This is a genomic window from Streptomyces barkulensis (assembly GCF_002843305.1).
In the GTDB taxonomy this organism is placed as follows: Bacteria; Actinomycetota; Actinomycetes; order Streptomycetales; family Streptomycetaceae; genus Streptomyces; species Streptomyces barkulensis.
Genome location: NZ_PGSG01000105.1, coordinates 68478 through 86661 on the forward strand (window position 1 = coordinate 68478; position 18184 = coordinate 86661).

Below are 18184 nucleotides of genomic sequence, written 5' to 3' on the forward strand. Positions count from 1 at the left end.
GGTGCATGTCGTACTCGCCGGTGGGGGGACCGCCGGCCACATCGAGCCCGCGCTCGCCCTCGCGGACGCCCTGCGCAGGCAGGACCCGACCGTGGGGATCACGGCACTCGGCACGGAGCGCGGACTCGAGACCCGGCTCGTCCCGGAGAGGGGTTACGAGCTGGAGCTGATCCCGGCCGTGCCCCTGCCGCGCAAACCCACTCCCGAACTGATCACCGTGCCGGGGAGGCTGCGCGGCACCATCAAGGCCGCGGAGCAGGTCCTGGAGCGGACCAAGGCCGACTGCGTGGTCGGCTTCGGCGGCTACGTGGCGCTGCCCGGCTACCTCGCGGCCAAGCGGCTCGGCGTGCCGATCGTCATCCACGAGGCCAACGCCCGCCCGGGGCTGGCCAACAAGATCGGCTCCCGCTACACCGGCTACGTCGCCGTCTCCACCCCGGACAGCAAGCTGCGCAACGCCCGCTACGTCGGCATCCCGCTGCGCCGCTCGATCGCCACCCTGGACCGGGCGGCGATGCGCGCCGAGGGGCGGGCCGCCTTCGGCCTCGACCCCGGCCTGCCCACCCTGCTGGTCACCGGCGGCTCCCAGGGCGCCCGGCGGCTCAACGAGGTCGTCCAGGCCATCGCCCCCAACCTCCAGCGCTCCGGCGTCCAGATCCTGCACGCGGTCGGGCCGAAGAACGAGCTGCCGCAGGTGGACAACATGCCCGGGATGCCGCCCTACGTTCCGGTGCCGTACCTGGACCGGATGGACCTGGCGTACGCCGCGGCGGACATGATGCTCTGCCGCGCGGGCGCGATGACGGTCGCCGAACTGTCGGCCGTCGGACTGCCGGCCGCCTACGTCCCGCTGCCGATCGGCAACGGCGAACAGCGGCTGAACGCCCAGCCGGTGGTCAAGGCGGGCGGCGGACTCCTCGTCGACGACGCCGAGCTGTCGCCGGAGTGGATCCAGTCCAACGTCCTGCCGGTGCTCACCGACCCGCACCGGCTGTACGACATGTCGCGGGCCGCCGCCGAGTTCGGGCGCCGGGACGCCGACGAACTGCTGGTCGGCATGGTGTACGAGGCGATCGCGGCACACCGCCGGGGCTGAGGCCGCAGGCGGGACGCGGGAGAGCGGGGAGCGTGGCCGGAAGGACGGCGGCCGCCGGGCGAGGCGGCCGCGACCAGCGTGACCGGCACGGACCGTCGGCGGGCTCGGCCCCGCCGACGGGCCGGTGGCCGCGGCGTTTCCGCGCGCCCCGCCTTCCGGAGGGCCGCGGGCGCCGCCGTCTGCTGCTCGCCCTCGCCCTCGGCCCGGCGCTGCTGATCGGCGGCCTCGCCCTGTGGCTGCTCTACGGCTCCGCGTGGCTGCGGGTGGAGGGCGTCACGGTCTCCGGCCGGAGCGTGCTGACGGAGCGGCAGATCCTCGACGCCGCCGACATCCCCCTCGGCGACCCCCTGGTCTCGGTCGATCCCGGCGAGGTGGAGCGGCGGCTGCTGGAGGCGCTGCCGCGGATCGACTCCGTGGAGGCGGCCCGTTCCTGGCCGCACGGCGTGGAGTTGACGGTCAGGGAGAGGAAAGCCGTGGTCGTGATGGTGCAAGACGCCCGGAACGGGGAAGGCGAGGGGGACGAGGACGGCAAGAGGGGGCGGCGCTATGCCGAGGTGGACGACGAGGGGGTGCTGTTCGGCACGGTCGCCGAACGGCCCGCGGGCGTCCCCCTCCTCGCGCTGGACCTCGCCGGATCCCCCAGCGGGCACCGCTTCGGGCCCGAGCGGATGCGCCGGGAGGCGGTCGGGGTCGCCGCGGCCCTCCCCGAGCGGGTACGCCGCGACACCCGGACCATCCGGGTCCGCTCCTACGACTCCATCACCCTGGAGATGAGCGGCGGGCGCACGGTGGTGTGGGGGAGCGGTGAGGACAGCGACGCGAAGGCCGGATCGCTCACCCTGCTGATGAAAGCCGCCGACGGCGCGGAGAGATTCGACGTGAGCGTTCCCGGCGCACCTGCGGCGTCAGGGAGTTGACGCACGTACGTGCAGGCCAGCACCCTGGTTGGCTACCGCGTTGCCTGATCACATAGGGTGAGAAGAAAAACGGGAGGTTCGGCGTGTTCATTGAACGCGAACCACTTGTCGACCTAGTGTCCGTTCCAAAGAATCCGAGGAACGACAGACATTGGTAACCCTAAACTTGAACGTTAGGGTTCGGGTCGGCGTCCGAACCGTCCCACTCGGCATAGGTCGGCGCACCGCAACCATCGTGGAGCGGCGACACGTAACTCGAGGCGAGAGGCCTTCGACGTGGCAGCACCGCAGAACTACCTCGCAGTCATCAAGGTCGTCGGTATCGGCGGCGGTGGCGTCAACGCCATCAACCGGATGATCGAGGTCGGTCTCAAGGGCGTCGAGTTCATCGCGATCAACACCGACGCACAGGCCCTGCTGATGAGCGACGCCGACGTCAAACTCGACGTCGGCCGCGAGCTCACCCGCGGCCTCGGCGCCGGCGCCAACCCCGATGTCGGACGCAAGGCAGCCGAGGATCACCGGGAGGAGATCGAGGAGGTCCTCAAGGGCGCCGACATGGTCTTCGTCACCGCCGGAGAGGGCGGCGGCACCGGCACCGGCGGCGCGCCCGTCGTCGCGAACATCGCACGTTCTCTGGGCGCCCTCACCATCGGCGTCGTCACCCGCCCGTTCACCTTCGAGGGCCGCCGCCGGGCCAACCAGGCCGAGGACGGCATCGCGGCCCTGCGCGACGAGGTCGACACCCTCATCGTCATCCCCAACGACCGGCTGCTGTCCATCTCGGACCGCCAGGTGAGCGTGCTCGACGCGTTCAAGTCCGCGGACCAGGTGCTGCTGTCGGGTGTCCAGGGCATCACCGACCTCATCACCACCCCCGGCCTGATCAACCTGGACTTCGCGGACGTCAAGTCCGTGATGTCCGAGGCCGGCTCGGCACTCATGGGCATCGGCTCGGCGCGCGGCGACGACCGCGCGGTGGCCGCGGCCGAGATGGCGATCTCCTCGCCGCTGCTGGAGGCGTCCATCGACGGCGCCCGCGGCGTGCTGCTCTCCATCTCCGGCGGTTCCGACCTCGGCCTGTTCGAGATCAACGAGGCCGCCCAGCTGGTGAGCGAGGCCGCGCACCCCGAGGCGAACATCATCTTCGGCGCGGTCATCGACGACGCCCTCGGCGACGAGGTCCGGGTCACGGTCATCGCGGCGGGCTTCGACGGCGGGCAGCCGCCGGCCAAGAACCGCGACAAGGTGCTCGGTTCGTACGCCGGGGGCAAGGAGGAGGCCCCGGCCGCTCCGCGTCCGGTGCCCTCCGAGCCCGACCGCCCGTCCTTCGGCGGGCTCGGCTCGGTCACCCCGCGCGAGGAGGAGCCCTCCCCGGCCGTCCCGCTGACGGACTCCCCGTCCGCCTACGGCTCGGGGTCCTCCTCGCCGCTGCCCGGTGAGACCGGCCCGTCCACCGCCCCGCAGGTTCCCCCGGCCCGTCCCTACCAGGACGGTTCGGCCGAGGAGCTCGACGTGCCCGACTTCCTCAAGTAGGCACCACGAGCGTGATAGGACAGCACGACATCGTCAGCGGCGCGCACTTCGCCACCACCGACAGGTGGGGCGGGGTGAGCGCCGCTCCGTATGGCGAACTCAACCTCGGCGGCGCGGTCGGGGACGACCCCGGCGCCGTACGGACCAACCGGGGACTGGCGGCGAGGGCGCTCGGCCTCGACCCGGCCGCGGTGGTCTGGATGAACCAGGTGCACGGGCGCGACGCGGCAGTCGTCACCGGGCCGTGGCGCGGCGGCGAAGCGCCGTGCGTGGACGCGGTCGTGACCGCTCGTCGGGGCCTGGCTCTGGCCGTGCTGACCGCCGACTGCGTCCCCGTGCTCCTCGCCGACCCCGTCGCGGGAGTGGTGGGAGCCGCGCACGCCGGGCGGCCCGGGCTGGTCGCCGGGGTCGTCCCGGCGGTGGTCGAGGCGATGGGCTCTCTCGGCGCGGACCCGGCCCGCACGGCCGTCCGCGTCGGCCCCTCGGTGTGCGGGGGCTGCTACGAGGTGCCGGAACGGATGCGCGAGGAGGTCGCGGCCGCGGTGCCCGAGGCGTACGCCACCACCAGGCGGGGCACCCCGGCGGTCGACGTCGCGGCCGGGGTGCGCGCCCAACTGGCCCGCCTCGGTGTGCCGGAGCCGCCGGCGCAGCAGGTCTGCACGATGGAGTCCCCGGACCACTACTCGTACCGCCGGGAGAGGACCACCGGACGGCTGGCCGGTTACGTATGGCTGGAGGCTCCCGCCGGCGGGGCGGGAGAGGCTGACGGGGAGGCCGCCGCGTGACAGATCGCAGAACCGGCCACGGCGCGGACCGCAGAGCCGAACTGGCCGCGAACCTCGCCCGGGTGGAGGAGCGCATCGCCCGCGCTTGTGTCACCGCGGGGCGCGCGCGCGAGGACGTGACCCTGGTCGTCGTCACCAAGACCCGCCCCGCCGACGATGTGCGGCTGCTGGCCGGGCTCGGGGTGCGGCATGTGGCGGAGAACCGGGACCAGGAGGCGGCGCCCAAGGCCGAGGCCTGTGCGGACCTCCCCCTCACCTGGCACTTCGTGGGGCAGTTGCAGACCAACAAGGTCCGGTCCGTCGCCCGCTACGCCGACTTCGTGCACTCGGTCGACCGGCCCCGGCTGGTCGGCGCGCTCTCCTCGGCCGCCGAGCGCGAGGGCCGGCGGATCGGCTGCCTGCTGCAGGTCGCGCTCGACCGGGAGGCGGGTTCGGCCGGGGGACGCGGCGGCGCGGCGCCGGAGGAGGTGGGGGAGTTGGCCGACAAGGTGGCCGCCGCCCCCGGCCTCCGGCTCGCGGGTGTGATGACGGTCGCACCCCTGTCCGGACCGTACGCCGGAAGACCGGGGGCCGCTTTCGAGCGGCTGGGGGAGATCTCGGCCGCCCTGCGGGCGAACCACCCCGCCGCGGACATGGTCTCGGCGGGGATGAGCGGGGACTTGGAGGAGGCGGTGGCGGCCGGGGCGACACATGTGCGTATCGGCAGTGCGGTACTCGGAGTACGACCCGGGCTCCGGTAACGTCGCCAAGCAAGTCGGACCACAGCAGAAAATATGGTCATTCCCGCCCAGTGTGGATGACCGCGTGGGCTCAGGGGCACCGGTGACGGAGTCTTGGGTTTGGGGGCCTCCCCGTCGGAGGCACCGGAGGCAGAATGGGGTCTCCCCGCCGCAGGCAGGAGACGGGGCCTCCCCGCCGATGGCCGGGGAACCACCACAGAGCGGAGGACGCAGAGAATGGCCGGCGCGATGCGCAAGATGGCGGTCTACCTCGGCCTCGTGGAGGACGATGGGTACGACGGCCCGGGGTTCGACCCCGACGACGAGTTCGAGCCCGAGTCGGAGCCCGACAGGGACCGGCGGCACCAGGCGCACCAGCCTGTGGCAGCCCCCGCGGCGAAGGCCGACGGGGAGCAGGAGCCCGAGGAGCCGGTGCGGGTCGTCCACCCCCCTGCCCACCGGGAGCGGGAGCAGGCTCCTGCGCTCGCCGCCGAAAACGGACGGCACGGGAGGATTGCCCCCGTGTCATCCATCACACCCGAACGCCAGAACCTGGAGAAGAACGCACCGGTGATCATGCCCAAGGTCGTGTCCGAGAGGGAGCCCTACCGGATCACCACACTGCACCCCCGGACGTACAACGAAGCCCGTACCATCGGGGAACACTTCCGGGAGGGCACTCCGGTGATCATGAATCTGACCGAGATGGACGACACGGACGCGAAGCGTCTGGTCGACTTCGCGGCAGGTCTGGTGTTCGGTCTCCATGGGAGTATCGAGCGGGTGACACAGAAGGTCTTCCTCCTGTCTCCTGCTAACGTCGATGTCACGGCGGAGGACAAGGCCCGCATCGCAGAGGGCGGGTTCTTCAACCAGAGCTGAGAGTCAGTGCAACCGGACGGGACGGCCGACGGGCCGGACGCGACCAAAGGGGAGAGGGAAGCGCACGATGGGCGTCGTACAGCAGGTGGTCCTCATTGTGCTGCAGGTCTTCCTGGTCGTACTGATCTTCCGCCTGGTGATGGACTACGTCTTCATGTTCGCCCGCTCATGGCAGCCCGGCAAGGCGATGGTGGTCGTCCTGGAGGCCACCTACACTGTCACTGATCCGCCACTCAAGCTGCTGCGGAGGTTCATACCGCCGCTGCGCTTCGGGGGCGTGGCGCTCGACCTGTCCTTCTTCGTACTGATGATCATCGTCTACATCCTGATCAGTGTCGTGGCCAGGCTGTGAGCGATACGGTCTTGCCGATATGCCGATGACTTACGTTGAGGTGAAGAGATGCCGCTGACCCCCGAGGACGTGCGGAACAAGCAGTTCACAACCGTCCGCCTGCGAGAGGGCTACGACGAGGACGAGGTCGATGCCTTCCTCGACGAGGTCGAGGCCGAACTGACGCGCCTGCTCCGGGAGAACGAGGATCTGCGCGCCAAGCTGGCCGCCGCGACGCGGGCCGCCGCGCAGAACCAGCAGCAGGGCATGCGCAAACCCGAGCCCCAGCAGCAGCAGGAACGGCCGGGTCCCGTCCCAGCCGCCATATCAGGACCGCAGCCGGTCCCGCCGGGGCAGATGGGCGGTCCGCCCCAGCTGCCCGGCGGTGCGCCGCAGCTGCCGGCAGGTCCCGGCGGGCACGGCCCGCAGGGCGGTCCGATGGGCCCCGGTCCGATGGGCCCCGGCGGTCCCGGCGGCCCGGGTGGTCCCGGCCCGATGGGCGGTCACGGCGGTCCTGGTGGTCCCGGCGGCCCCGGCGGCCCCGGCGGTCCGGGCATGCACCAGCAGGGCCAGGGGCCGGGCGGTGACAGCGCGGCCCGCGTGCTGTCGTTGGCGCAGCAGACCGCGGACCAGGCGATCGCGGAGGCCCGTTCGGAGGCCAACAAGATCGTCGGCGAGGCGCGCAGCCGCGCCGAGGGCCTGGAGCGGGACGCCCGCGCCAAGGCCGACGCACTGGAGCGGGACGCACAGGAGAAGCACCGCGTCGCGATGGGCTCGCTGGAGTCCGCCCGCGCCACGCTGGAGCGCAAGGTCGAGGATCTGCGCGGCTTCGAGCGTGAGTACCGCACCCGCCTGAAGTCGTACCTGGAGAGCCAGCTCCGCCAGCTGGAGAACCAGGCCGACGACTCCCTGGCCCCGCCGCGCACCCCGGCCACGGCCTCGCTGCCGCCGTCCCCCTCGATGGCATCGGCGGGCGCGCCGGGCGGCGGCACCATGGGTGGCCACCAGTCCATGGGCGGCCCGGGCGGCGGTCACGGCGGGCATGGCGGCCACAACCAGGGCGGTGGTCAGACCTACGGCGGGCAGCAGCAGATGTCCCCGGCGATGACCCAGCCGATGGCCCCCGTACGGCCGCAGGGTCCGCAGCCGATGCAGCAGGCGCCCTCGCCGATGCGCGGCTTCCTCATCGACGAGGACGACAACTGACGCAGCCGCCGTAGGCGGCGGGCGAATCGGATCGGCATATCGCGCAGGGCCGGGCCCGGGATCTCAGATCCCGGGCCCGGCCCTGCGGTGTTCCCGTCTCGTCCGGCTGCTTCGTCCGGCCCGGCCCGGGGCCCCGGACCGGCAGGCGGTCCGGGGCCCCGGCCACGGCCGGGCGGTCACACGCGGCGCAGCCGGAAGACCAGGGACAGCGACTCGTCCTCGAACGGCTCCCCGAAGGACTCGTCTCCCGCACCCTCCGCGTAGTCCGTCGCCAGGACCTCGTCCGCGATCAGGGCCTGGTGCTCGGCCAGCGCCCGGGCGACATCCTCGTCGTCCGACCGCCACCGCAGGGCGATCCGGTCGGCGACGTCCAGGCCGCTGTTCTTGCGCGCCTCCTGGATCAGCCGGATCGCGTCCCGGGCGAGTCCCGCCCGCCGCAGCTCCGGGGTGATCTCCAGGTCCAGGGCGACCGTGGCGCCGGTGTCGGAGGCCACCGACCAGCCCTCGCGCGGGGTCTCGGTGATGATGACCTCCTCCGGGGAGAGCGCGATGGTCTCGCCGTCGACCTCCACCGCCGCCGTACCGGCGCGCAGCGCCGCCGACAGGGCCGCCGCGTCCGCCTCGGCGATGGCCTTGGCGACCGGCTGGGTGCGCTTGCCGAACCGCCGGCCCAGCGCCCGGAAGTTGGCCTTGGCGGTGGTGTCCACCAGAGAGCCGCCGACCTCGGACAGGGAGGCGAGCGAGGTGACGTTCAGCTCCTCGGCGATCTGCTCGCGCAGATCGTCGCTGAGCAGCTCGAAACCCTGCGCCGCCAGCAGCGCACGGGACAGCGGCTGCCGGGTCTTGACCCCCGACTCCGCGCGCGTGGCCCGGCCCAGCTCCACCAGCCGTCGCACCAGCAGCATGTCGCGGGACAGGTCCGGGTCGACGGCGGACAGATCGGCCTCGGGCCAGTCGGCCAGGTGCACGGAGTCCGGCGCACCGGGGGTGACGGGGACGACCAGGTCCTGCCAGACCCGCTCGGTGATGAACGGCACCAGCGGGGCCATCAGCCGGGTGACGGTCTCCAGCACGTCGTGCAGGGTGCGCAGCGCCGCCGCGTCGCCCTGCCAGAAGCGGCGCCGGGAGCGGCGCACGTACCAGTTGGACAGATCGTCCACGAAGGTGGACAGCAGCTTGCCGGTGCGCTGGGTGTCGTAGGCCTCCATGGCCTGGGTGCACTGGTCGACCAGGGCGTGCAGTTCGCTGAGCAGCCAGCGGTCCAGCAGCGGGCGGTCGGCGGGGGCCGGGTCGGACCCGGACGGCGCCCAGTTCGAGGTGCGGGCGTACAGGGCCTGGAAGGCGACGGTGTTCCAGTAGGTCAGCAGGGTCTTGCGGACGACCTCCTGGATCGTGCCGTGCCCGACGCGCCGCGCGCTCCACGGGGAGCCGCCGGCGGCCATGAACCAGCGCACCGCGTCCGCGCCGTGCCGGTCCATCAGCGGGATGGGCTCCAGGATGTTGCCCAGGTGCTTGGACATCTTCCGGCCGTCCTCGGCGAGGATGTGGCCCAGGCAGACGACGTTCTCGTAGGAGGAGCGGTCGAAGACGAGCGTGCCGACCGCCATCAGGGTGTAGAACCAGCCGCGGGTCTGGTCGATGGCCTCGGAGATGAACTGCGCCGGGTAGCGCTTCTCGAAGACCTCCTTGTTGCGGTACGGGTAGCCCCACTGCGCGAAGGGCATCGAGCCCGAGTCGTACCAGGCGTCGATGACCTCCGGGACGCGGACGGCCGTCAGCGAGCAGCCCTCGGCGGTGCAGCCGAAGACGACGTCGTCGATGTACGGGCGGTGCGGGTCCAGGCCGGACTGGTCGGTGCCGGTCAGTTCCGACAGCTCCGCCAGCGAGCCGACGCAGGTGAGGTGGCCCTCCTCGCAGCGCCAGACGGGCAGCGGGGTGCCCCAGTAGCGGTTGCGGGACAGTGCCCAGTCGATGTTGTTGTCCAGCCAGTCGCCGTAGCGGCCGTGCTTGACAGACTCCGGGAACCAGTTGGTCCGCTCGTTCTCCCGCAGCAGCTCGTCCTTGATCGCGGTGGTACGGATGTACCAGGACGGCTGGGCGTAGTAGAGCAGTGCGGTGTGGCAGCGCCAGCAGTGCGGGTAGCTGTGCTCGTAGGGCAGGTGGCGGAAGAGCAGGCCGCGGGCGTCGAGGTCGGCGACCAGCGCTTCGTCGGCCTTCTTGAAGAACTGCCCGCCGACCAGCTCCAGGCCATCCTCGAAGGTGCCGTCGGGCCGGACGGGGTTGACCACCGGAAGCCCGTAGGCCCGGCAGGTGAGCAGGTCGTCCTCGCCGAAGGCGGGGGACTGGTGGACCAGACCGGTGCCGTCCTCGGTGGTGACGTACTCGGCGTTCAGGACGAAGTGGGCGCCCTCGATCTCCACCAGGTCGAACGGGCGGCGGTAGGTCCAGCGCTCCATCTCGCGGCCGGTGAAGGTGTGCCCGGTCGCGCTCCAGCCCTCCCCGAGGGCCTTGGCCAGCAGCGGCTCGGCCACCACCAGCTTCTCGGCGCCGTCGGTGGCCACCACGTAGGTGACCTCGGGGTGGGCGGCCACGGCGGTGTTGGACACCAGCGTCCAGGGCGTGGTCGTCCACACCAGCAGCGAGGCCTCGCCGGCCAGCGGGCCGGAGGTCAGCGGGAAGCGGACGTAGACCGAGGGGTCCACGACGGTCTCGTAGCCCTGTGCCAGCTCGTGGTCGGACAGGCCGGTGCCGCAGCGCGGGCACCAGGGCGCCACGCGGTGGTCCTGGACGAGCAGGCCCTTGCCGAAGATCTCCTTCAGCGACCACCACACGGACTCGATGTAGCCCGGGTCCATCGTCCGGTAGGCCTCGTCCATGTCGACCCAGTAGCCCATCCGGGTCGTCAGCTCGGCGAACGCGTCGGTGTGCCGGGTCACCGACTCGCGGCACTTCGCGTTGAACTCCGCGATGCCGTAGGCCTCGATGTCCTGCTTGCCGTTGAAGCCCAGCTCCTTCTCCACCGCCAGCTCCACGGGCAGGCCGTGGCAGTCCCAGCCGGCCTTGCGCGCCACGTGGTAGCCGCGCATGGTGCGGAAGCGGGGGAAGACGTCCTTGAAGACGCGGGCCTCGATGTGGTGGGCGCCGGGCATGCCGTTCGCGGTCGGCGGGCCCTCGTAGAACACCCACTCGGGGCGGCCCTCGGACTGCTCCAGGCTGCGGGCGAAGACCTTGTTCTCGTGCCAGAAGTCCAGCACGGCGCGCTCCAGGGCGGGGAGATCGACCTGGGCGGGCACCGGACGGTACCGGGGCGGGGGCTGCGGGCTCATGGTGAGCTTCCTCCAACGGACGTGGTGACTTCCGCCGGAGGGACGAGACCGCCGCCAGTCGGCGCCGGTGCCCGCGGTACCACCCTCCTTGGCGCCGGACGCGTACGCGGGTACGTGTCCACCGCCCTCTCATTGGTGCGGCGATGCCGGTTCTACTCGCCGCCCGTCGCACCGCGTGCTGTCGCCGCGTGTGCGCGGGGGCTTTCTTCCGGCGGCTCCGGGGTGATCTTCACGCCGCGCTCGCCCCCGGGCTCACACCGTCCCCGGGTCGCTCGTGGCCGCATACGGACGCTACTCGTCCCCTTCGACGCCTCTCGCTCAGCCCAAGTGTAAGGGTGCCTCCCAATGGGGGCTGACCGGTTTTCGGCCCGCGGTGCAGGGCAGAACGCTTCGCGAGGGCGCGGCGCCGCGCCCCGGGAAGCGGGAGCGGACCGGCGTGCCCTGTTGCCGCACGATCGGTGCCGATTTATCGTTCCGGTCACGATTCATACACAAGATCACAATATGTGAAGGGGTCGCGGCCATGGTGGCGAGGGAGTCCGCAGGGAGGAGAGCACGGGCCGCGCGGGAGCCCGCCGGGGACGCCGAGAACCCCGAGAACCCCGAGAACCCCGAGAACCCCGAGAACCCCGCGAGCGCCGAAGACCCCGAAGCCGCCGTGAGCGCCGGGGACGCCGCGAGCGCCGGGAAGAAGCACTCCGGAGGAAAGTCCGCCGCGAAGAGGGCGGCGGCGAGCACGGGCGCCGCAAGGGCGGCCGGCAGGAAGACAGGAGCCGAGACGGTGGTTGCCAAGAAGTCCACGACGGGAGCGCGGGCCGCCGGGCACGCCGCCCCGGTCCCCCCGGCGCGTACGGCCGCGGCCACCGCCGCCCCCGACGAGCTGGCCGTACGGCCCGGAGAGGAGCCCTGGACCGCGCAGGAGGTGGAGGAGGCGCGCGCGGAGCTGTCCTCGGAGTCCGAGCGGCTGCGTGTGGAGATCCACGCCGCGGAGGAGGCCCTCGAGGGCCTGATGCGGGACTCGGCCGACGGGGCCGGGGACGACCAGGCCGACACGGGGACGAAGAACATCACGCGCGAGCACGAGATGGCCCTGGCGGAGAACGCCCGCGAGATGCTCTACCAGACCGAGCGCGCCCTGGACCGCCTGGAGGCCGGGACGTACGGCGTCTGCGAGAACTGCGGCAAGCCGATCGGCAAGGCGCGGATGCAGGCGTTCCCCCGGGCCACGCTCTGCGTCGAGTGCAAGCAGCGGCAGGAACGCCGCTGACCGCCGCCGCTCGCTGCCGCCCGCCGCCCCCCTGGCGTGACGTACCCTGCATCACGTGACAGAGGTGGAACGGGCCGGCGAGCAGCCGGGCGAGGCGCAGACCGAGACCGAGACCGTGGACACAGCCGCCGGCCGGGCCGCGACCGAGGCCGGCGGGCCCGGGAGCGACGACGTGCCGGCCCCCCGCGGCCGGCGGCGGACCGTGGAACTCGCCATCGTGGCGGCCGTCGCCTACGCCCTGGACCTGATCACCAAGATTCTCGTGGTCGAGAAGCTGGAGGGCCACGACCCGATCGAGGTGATCGGCACCTGGCTGCGGTTCCAGGCCGTGCGCAACCCGGGCGCGGCCTTCGGCATCGGCGAGGCCCTCACCATCGTCTTCACCGTCATCGCGGCGGCCGTGATCGTGGTGATCGCGCGGATCGCCCGCAAGCTCTACAGCACCCCCTGGGCCATCGCGCTCGGACTGCTGCTGGGCGGGGCCCTGGGCAACCTCACCGACCGGGTCTTCCGCTCGCCCGGGGTCTTCCAGGGCCATGTGGTGGACTTCATCGCGCCCGCCCACTTCGCCGTCTTCAACCTGGCCGACTCGGCGATCGTCTGCGGCGGGGTGCTGATCGTACTGCTGTCCTTCCGGGGCCTGGACCCCGACGGGACCGTCCACAAGGACTGACCGGAGCCGGCCGCGGCGGGCCTCTCCCGGCCCGCCGGGAGGGGCCCGCCGGATGCGTGCCCCGGCCCGCCGGGCGGGGGCGCCGTGCGCTTCCGGCATACTCGACCGGGTGAGCCAGCTTCCCGAGATCCGCACCCTGCCCGTACCCGACGGCCTGGAGGGCGAGCGCATAGACGCGGCCCTGGCCAGGATGTTCGGCTTCTCCCGTACGAAGGCGGCCGAGCTGGCCGCCACGGGGAAGGTCCGGCTCGACGGCGGCGAGGTCGGCAAGTCCGAGCGTGTGCGCGGCGGAGCCTGGATCGAGGTCGAGATGCCCGCGCCGCCCGCACCGGTCCAGGTGGTGGCCGAGCCCGTGGCGGGCATGGAGATCGTGCACGACGACGACGACATCGTGGTCGTCGCCAAGCCGATCGGCGTGGCCGCCCACCCCAGCCCCGGCTGGAGCGGCCCCACCGTGATCGGTGGGCTGGCCGCCGCCGGCTTCCGCGTCTCCACCTCGGGCGCGGCCGAGCGGCAGGGCATCGTGCACCGGCTGGACGTGGGCACGTCCGGCCTGATGGTGGTCGCCAAGTCCGAGCGCGCCTACACCCTGCTCAAGCAGCAGTTCCGCGAGCGCACGGTCGACAAGCGCTACCACGCGCTCGTCCAGGGCCACCCCGACCCGCTCAGCGGCACGATCGACGCGCCCATCGGGCGGCACCCCGTCCACGACTACAAGTGGGCCGTCACCGCCGACGGCAAGCCGTCGGTCACCCACTACGACCTCATCGAGGCGTTCCGGGCCGCCAGCCTGCTCGACATCAAGCTGGAGACCGGCCGCACCCACCAGATCCGCGTCCACATGGCCGCCCACCGGCACCCGTGCGTCGGCGACACCACCTACGGAGCCGATCCGACGCTGGCCGGGCGCCTGGGACTGACCCGGCAGTGGCTGCACGCGGTACGGCTGGGCTTCGAGCACCCGGCGGACGGCCGCTGGACGGAGTTCTCCAGCGACTACCCCGACGACCTGCAGACCGCCCTGGACCGGATCCGGGCCGAGAGCGCGTAGCACGTACGCCGCGGGGCCGCGGCGTACGTGCGAGGCGTACACCCCGCGGCCCCGCGGGCCCCCGCCGGGCCGGCCGCCCGGCCTGTGTCTCAGCCGGGCTTGCGCGCGTCCGGTATCCCCGGCCGCCCGCCGTTCGCCCGGCCGTCCACACCCGTCCCCTCCCGCTCCGGTCCCCCCTCGAAGGCCGGGGCGGGGGCCGCCTGCGCGGTGGTGACGCGGGGCAGGGCGTAGGGGTGCTCCCGGTGGAGCCAGGTGATCAGCCCCTCGCGGACCTGGCAGCGCAGCGTCCAGATGTCGTCGGGGGTGCGCGCCGTCATCGTCGCGCGGACCTCGACCGTGGTGGGCGTGGAGTCGGTCACCACCAGGCCGTGGCCGCGGCCGTCCCAGGCATCGCTGGCACGCACGATCTCCTCGGTCTTCCGCCGGATCTCGGCGATCGGCGCCGAGTGGTCGAGGTGGAGGTAGACGGTGCCGGTCATCTGCGGATTGCCGCGGGTCCAGTTCTCGAAGGGCTTGCTGGTGAAGTAGGACACCGGCATGGTGATCCTGCGCTCGTCCCAGGTGAGGACCACCAGGTAGGAGGTGGTGATCTCCTCGACCGTCCCCCACTCGCCGTCCACGATCACCGTGTCGCCGATGCGCACCATGTCGCCGAAGGCGATCTGCAGGCCGGCGAAGAGGTTGCCCAGCGTGGACTGGGCGGCGATACCGGCGACGATGCCCAGCACACCGGCGGAGGCCAGCATGGAGGCGCCCAGCTTCTCCATCGTGGGGAACTGCAGCAGCATCGCCGCGCCGGCGATCACGGTGACCACCGCCGTGGCCAGCCGCTTGATCAGCGTCAGCTGGGTGCGCACCCGCCGCACCCGCGCCGCGTCATGGGCGATTCCGGCGTACCGGGAGTAGGCCGTCTCCACGACGGCGGTCAGCACCCGCAGCATCAGCCACGCGGCGGCCCCGATCATTATCAGGTTCAGCCACAGGTCGACGGCCTTCTGGTGGTCCCTGGCCAGGTGCGTCTCGTCCGAGAAGGCGTTGAGCAGACCGACGAAGACCACCGCCTGAAGCGGGACCCGGCCGCTGCGCAGCAGACCCCACAGCGGAGTCTCCGGATGCCGGGCGTCCATGCGCCGCAGCGCGCGGTCCACCGCCCAGCCGACGGCGAACGCCAGGGCGATGGCGCCGCCGAAGACGATCAGCGGTCGCAGCACGTTCTCCATGGTGGTGTGAACTCCTCGGAAGACTCCAGGGGATGGAAAAAGAACCCCACCGACCGTACCTGGCACCATGGGAGGACTCCGCCTCCCGGCACGGCGCCGTGACGTGGATCATGAGGCTGACCTGCTAAGGAAGTGACACCGTGCCCACCGTTGTGATGTTCCACTCCGCCTACGGGCCGCGCCCCGCCGTCGAGGAGGCGGCCGTCAGGCTGAGGGAGGCCGGGCACGAGGTCCACACCCCCGACCTGTACGGCGGGCGGACGGCCCGGACGGTCGAGGAGGGTATGGCGATCAAGGACGGGATCGGCCGCGACGAACTGCTGAGGAGGGCCGTCGCCGCCACCGCCGCCCTCTCCGAGCGCGGGGTGGTGTACGCCGGATTCTCCCTGGGCGGTGCGATCGCCCAGACCCTCGCGCTCGCCGACACCCGCGCCCGCGGACTGCTGCTCCTGCACGGCACCTCCGACATCCCCGAGGACGCGGCCGTCGACGACCTGCCCGTGCAGCTCCACGTCGCCGACCCCGACCCGTTCGAGCCGCACGACTGGCTGAACGCCTGGTACCTGCGGATGCGGCGGGCGGGCGCGGACGTCGAGGTGCACCGCTACCCCGGGGCCGGGCACCTGTTCACCGACCCCGGCCTGCCGGACCACGACGAGGAGGCGGCCGAGCGGACCTGGCGGACCGCACTCGGCTTCCTGGCGGAGCTGGAGGAGACGGCGGGCCGCTGACCCCCACCGGCCGCCGGCCGCCGGCCGCCGGACCGGGTGCGGGAGGCCCGCGCCCCGGGCCTCCCGCACGAGGAGAGCCTCAGCGCACGGGGTCCTCCGCGCGCTCCACCCGCTGCGTACCCGAGCGGGTCCGGTAGGAGCGCACATGGACGGCGGACGCCCGCGGGTCGGTCTTGTCCGACAGCGCGTAGTAGTCCATCTGGGTCCGCTCGGCGTCCACGTCGAGGACGCCGTAGCCGTGCGAGTCCATGTCGAGCCACTTGGTGTGCCGGTTGGCGGCGCGTATGGCGGTCTCCGCGACGGAGGAGACGGTGTGCGGCGGCACCCTGAGGATGTCGTCGATGTTGTCGGAGGTGACGGAGGTGACCACGAACTCCGTGGCCACCGGACGCTGGAGCGGGTAGGTCGCGGCCCGCAGGGGCACGTCGTTGGCGAAGGCCATGTGGATGTCGCCGGTGAGGAAGACGGTGTTGCCGATGCCGCGGTCGCGCAGATGCGTCAGCAGCTCGCTGCGGTCGTCGGTGTAGCCGTCCCACTGGTCGACGTTGACGGCCAGGCCCTCGCGGGGCACGCCGAGCAGTTCGGCCAGCGGCCCGAGCAGGTACGCCGGCACGGAGCCGAAGGCCATCGGGGAGATCATCACCGAGGTGCCCACCAGGTGCCACCGGGCGCCGGAGGAGGCCAGGGAGGACTTCAGCCAGTCCAGCTGCGCGCGGCCGGTGATGGTGCGGTCGGGATCGTCCACCTCGCCGCTGCCGATGCCCGCCTGGCGGTCGCGGAAGGAGCGCAGGTCGAGCAGGTGGAGGTCGGCGAGGTCGCCGAAGCGCAGCCGCCGGTAGACGGTGCCCTCGACGGAGGGGCGCACGGGCATCCACTCGAAGTACGCCCGGCGCGCGGCCGCGACTCGCGCCGCCCAGTCGCCCTCCGCGCCGGGGGTGTGGTTCTCCGCGCCGCCGGACCAGGCGTCGTTGGCCGTCTCGTGGTCGTCCCAGATCGCGATCACCGGGTGCGCGGCGTGCAGCGCCTGGAGATCGGCATCGCCCTTGTAGTGGGCGTGGCGCTGCCGGTAGTCGGCCAGGGTGACCGTCTCGTGGGCGGGGCGCATCTCGCGGACGACCCCGTCCTTGAGCGGGTACTCGCCCTTGCCGTACTCGTAGATGTAGTCGCCCAGGTGGAGGACGGCGTCCAGGTCGGCACGGGCGGCGAGGTGGCGGTAGGCGGAGAAGAAGCCGCTCTCGTAGTGGGAGCAGGAGACCACCCCGAAGCGGACGCGGTCCGCGGCCGATCCGTCGGCGGGCGCGGTGCGGGTGCGGCCGGCCGGGGAGAGGACGCCCCCGGCCGAGAAGCGGTAGTGGTACCCGGTGGCCGGGCGCAGCCCGCGCACATCGGCCTTGACGGTGTGGTCGGCCTCCGCGGTGGCGGTGGTGCGGCCGGAGGCGACGACGCGGGTGAAGGCGCGGTCCTCGGCGACCTCCCAGGAGACCTCCACGGGCGCGCCCACTCCGGATCCGGGCGTCGCGTCGGGGGAGGGGGTGACCCGGGTCCACAGCAGGACGCCGTCGGGCAGCGGGTCGCCGGAGGCGACGCCGTGGGCGAAGGCCGGGCCGTCCGCGGCCCGGGCGCGCTGCGGGGTGCTCAGCGGCAGCAGCGCGGCGCCGGCGGCGGTCGCGGCGGTGGCCGCGACGACCGTGCGCCGCGTGGGGGCAGGGGTGTGGGATGCGGTGTGGGTGTCGGTCACGGCCGCAGATGCTACGTGCCGGTAGGGCTACGGGACAGGGCGCCGGAAAGAGTTCGCCAACCGGTCGAACGGTGTTGTCCTGAAAGCGCTGTGAGCCGGACCGGGCCGTGCCGGGCCGCATCGGCGGCCCGGCGCCGGCGGCACCGGGAGCGGTGCCGCCGGACTGCCGGCCGACTCACTTGACGCCGAGCTTCTCCAGTTCGGCGGGCAGCGTGCCGACCACGACGTCCTTGCCGTCGATCCGGACGGCCGGGGTCCCGTGGCCCGGCGTCACCGGAGCAGTGGACCGACTGCTCCGGGGCCCGTCGCGGCCGATGGTGCTCAGACGCGCGCTACCCCCGGACGGCCCGTCAGGCCACACCGTCCTTGCGGTTGCAGAGGTGCGGCTCACCGGAGGCGCCGTCCTGCAGGCAGACCGTCAGCCGCACCTTGCTGCCCTCGGGGAACGACTCGTTCACCGCGACGCACTGATTGCCGCTGCCGTTGGCGTCCTGCAGGCTGCCGAAACGGGTCTGCGACGGAGTGAAGGCGATCCAGTCCGCCACGACGCGCTTGCCGTCCGAGCGGGTGTCACAGACCCCGAAGTGCTCTCCTTCGGCGGTGAAAGTGGCGTAGCCTCCCTACCCCGCGTCGTTGGTGTAGACGAGGATGTCGGTCTGGGCGGCGGCAGGCGTAGTACCCACGGCCATCGCGGCCGCGGCGGTTG

The 18184-nt window shown here is 72.5% G+C and carries 16 protein-coding genes; 12 read left to right on the forward strand and 4 right to left on the reverse strand.

Going from position 1 to position 18184, the window contains the following annotated elements:
• The first annotated feature begins 1 nt into the window (after position 1).
• From murG to CUT83_RS22610, 8 genes are all read left to right on the forward strand, one after another.
• Entirely contained in the window at positions 2-1096 is a 1095-nt protein-coding gene (gene murG / locus CUT83_RS22575; RefSeq protein WP_093848418.1) for an undecaprenyldiphospho-muramoylpentapeptide beta-N-acetylglucosaminyltransferase, read from the forward strand.
• A gap of 32 nt (positions 1097-1128) precedes the next feature.
• Positions 1129-2013: a cell division protein FtsQ/DivIB gene (locus tag CUT83_RS22580; protein ID WP_101257665.1), complete on the forward strand. Its 885-nt coding sequence runs from the start codon at positions 1129-1131 to the stop codon at positions 2011-2013.
• Positions 2014-2289: 276 nt separating this feature from the next.
• A complete protein-coding gene (gene ftsZ / locus CUT83_RS22585) occupies positions 2290-3549 on the forward strand; it encodes a cell division protein FtsZ (RefSeq protein ID WP_101257666.1) in 1260 nt (419 codons plus the stop codon).
• 11 nt (positions 3550-3560) lie between these two features.
• Complete coding sequence (gene pgeF, locus CUT83_RS22590) at positions 3561-4334, forward strand: peptidoglycan editing factor PgeF (protein ID WP_101257667.1); 774 nt, start codon at positions 3561-3563, stop codon at positions 4332-4334.
• On the forward strand, positions 4331-5074 hold the full coding sequence (locus CUT83_RS22595; protein ID WP_101257668.1) for a YggS family pyridoxal phosphate-dependent enzyme: 744 nt from the start codon (positions 4331-4333) through the stop codon (positions 5072-5074). Before pgeF ends, CUT83_RS22595 begins: the two co-directional genes overlap by 4 nt.
• Positions 5075-5290: 216 nt before the next feature.
• Positions 5291-5935: a cell division protein SepF gene (locus tag CUT83_RS22600; RefSeq protein WP_101257669.1), complete on the forward strand. Its 645-nt coding sequence runs from the start codon at positions 5291-5293 to the stop codon at positions 5933-5935.
• 67 nt (positions 5936-6002) lie between these two features.
• A complete protein-coding gene (locus CUT83_RS22605; RefSeq protein WP_093655225.1) occupies positions 6003-6287 on the forward strand; it encodes a YggT family protein in 285 nt (94 codons plus the stop codon).
• A gap of 48 nt (positions 6288-6335) precedes the next feature.
• Positions 6336-7472: a DivIVA domain-containing protein gene (locus CUT83_RS22610; RefSeq protein WP_101257670.1), complete on the forward strand. Its 1137-nt coding sequence runs from the start codon at positions 6336-6338 to the stop codon at positions 7470-7472.
• Positions 7473-7648: 176 nt separating this feature from the next.
• On the opposite strand, the gene ileS is transcribed toward CUT83_RS22610, so the two are convergent.
• The gene (gene ileS, locus CUT83_RS22615) at positions 7649-10798 is read right to left on the reverse strand and encodes an isoleucine--tRNA ligase (RefSeq protein WP_101257671.1); all 3150 of its coding nucleotides are present in this window, start codon (positions 10796-10798) and stop codon (positions 7649-7651) included.
• 523 nt (positions 10799-11321) lie between these two features.
• Here ileS and CUT83_RS22620 point away from each other — a divergent pair.
• The 3 genes from CUT83_RS22620 (at position 11322) to CUT83_RS22630 (ending at position 13789) form a co-directional block, all read left to right on the forward strand.
• A complete protein-coding gene (locus CUT83_RS22620) occupies positions 11322-12065 on the forward strand; it encodes a TraR/DksA family transcriptional regulator (protein ID WP_101257672.1) in 744 nt (247 codons plus the stop codon).
• 115 nt (positions 12066-12180) lie between these two features.
• On the forward strand, positions 12181-12738 hold the full coding sequence (lspA, locus tag CUT83_RS22625; RefSeq protein WP_101257791.1) for a signal peptidase II: 558 nt from the start codon (positions 12181-12183) through the stop codon (positions 12736-12738).
• A 109-nt stretch (positions 12739-12847) separates the two neighbouring features.
• Positions 12848-13789 (forward strand): RluA family pseudouridine synthase, encoded by a 942-nt coding sequence (locus CUT83_RS22630; RefSeq protein WP_101257792.1) that lies wholly within the window; start codon positions 12848-12850, stop codon positions 13787-13789.
• Between the two features lie 89 nt (positions 13790-13878).
• Here CUT83_RS22630 and CUT83_RS22635 read toward each other — a convergent pair whose 3' ends face one another.
• Complete coding sequence (locus CUT83_RS22635) at positions 13879-15009, reverse strand: mechanosensitive ion channel family protein (protein WP_101257673.1); 1131 nt, start codon at positions 15007-15009, stop codon at positions 13879-13881.
• A 140-nt stretch (positions 15010-15149) separates the two neighbouring features.
• Between CUT83_RS22635 and CUT83_RS22640 the strand changes: the two genes are divergently transcribed.
• Complete coding sequence (locus tag CUT83_RS22640) at positions 15150-15740, forward strand: dienelactone hydrolase family protein (RefSeq protein ID WP_277347722.1); 591 nt, start codon at positions 15150-15152, stop codon at positions 15738-15740.
• Between the two features lie 79 nt (positions 15741-15819).
• On the opposite strand, the gene CUT83_RS22645 is transcribed toward CUT83_RS22640, so the two are convergent.
• Together CUT83_RS22645 and CUT83_RS22650 are read right to left on the reverse strand one after the other, a co-directional pair.
• Positions 15820-17478, reverse strand: coding sequence for an alkaline phosphatase D family protein (locus tag CUT83_RS22645; RefSeq protein ID WP_101257675.1), 1659 nt, complete (start codon positions 17476-17478; stop codon positions 15820-15822).
• Positions 17479-17828: 350 nt separating this feature from the next.
• Complete coding sequence (locus tag CUT83_RS22650) at positions 17829-18023, reverse strand: hypothetical protein (RefSeq protein WP_101257676.1); 195 nt, start codon at positions 18021-18023, stop codon at positions 17829-17831.
• Positions 18024-18184: the final 161 nt, after the last annotated feature.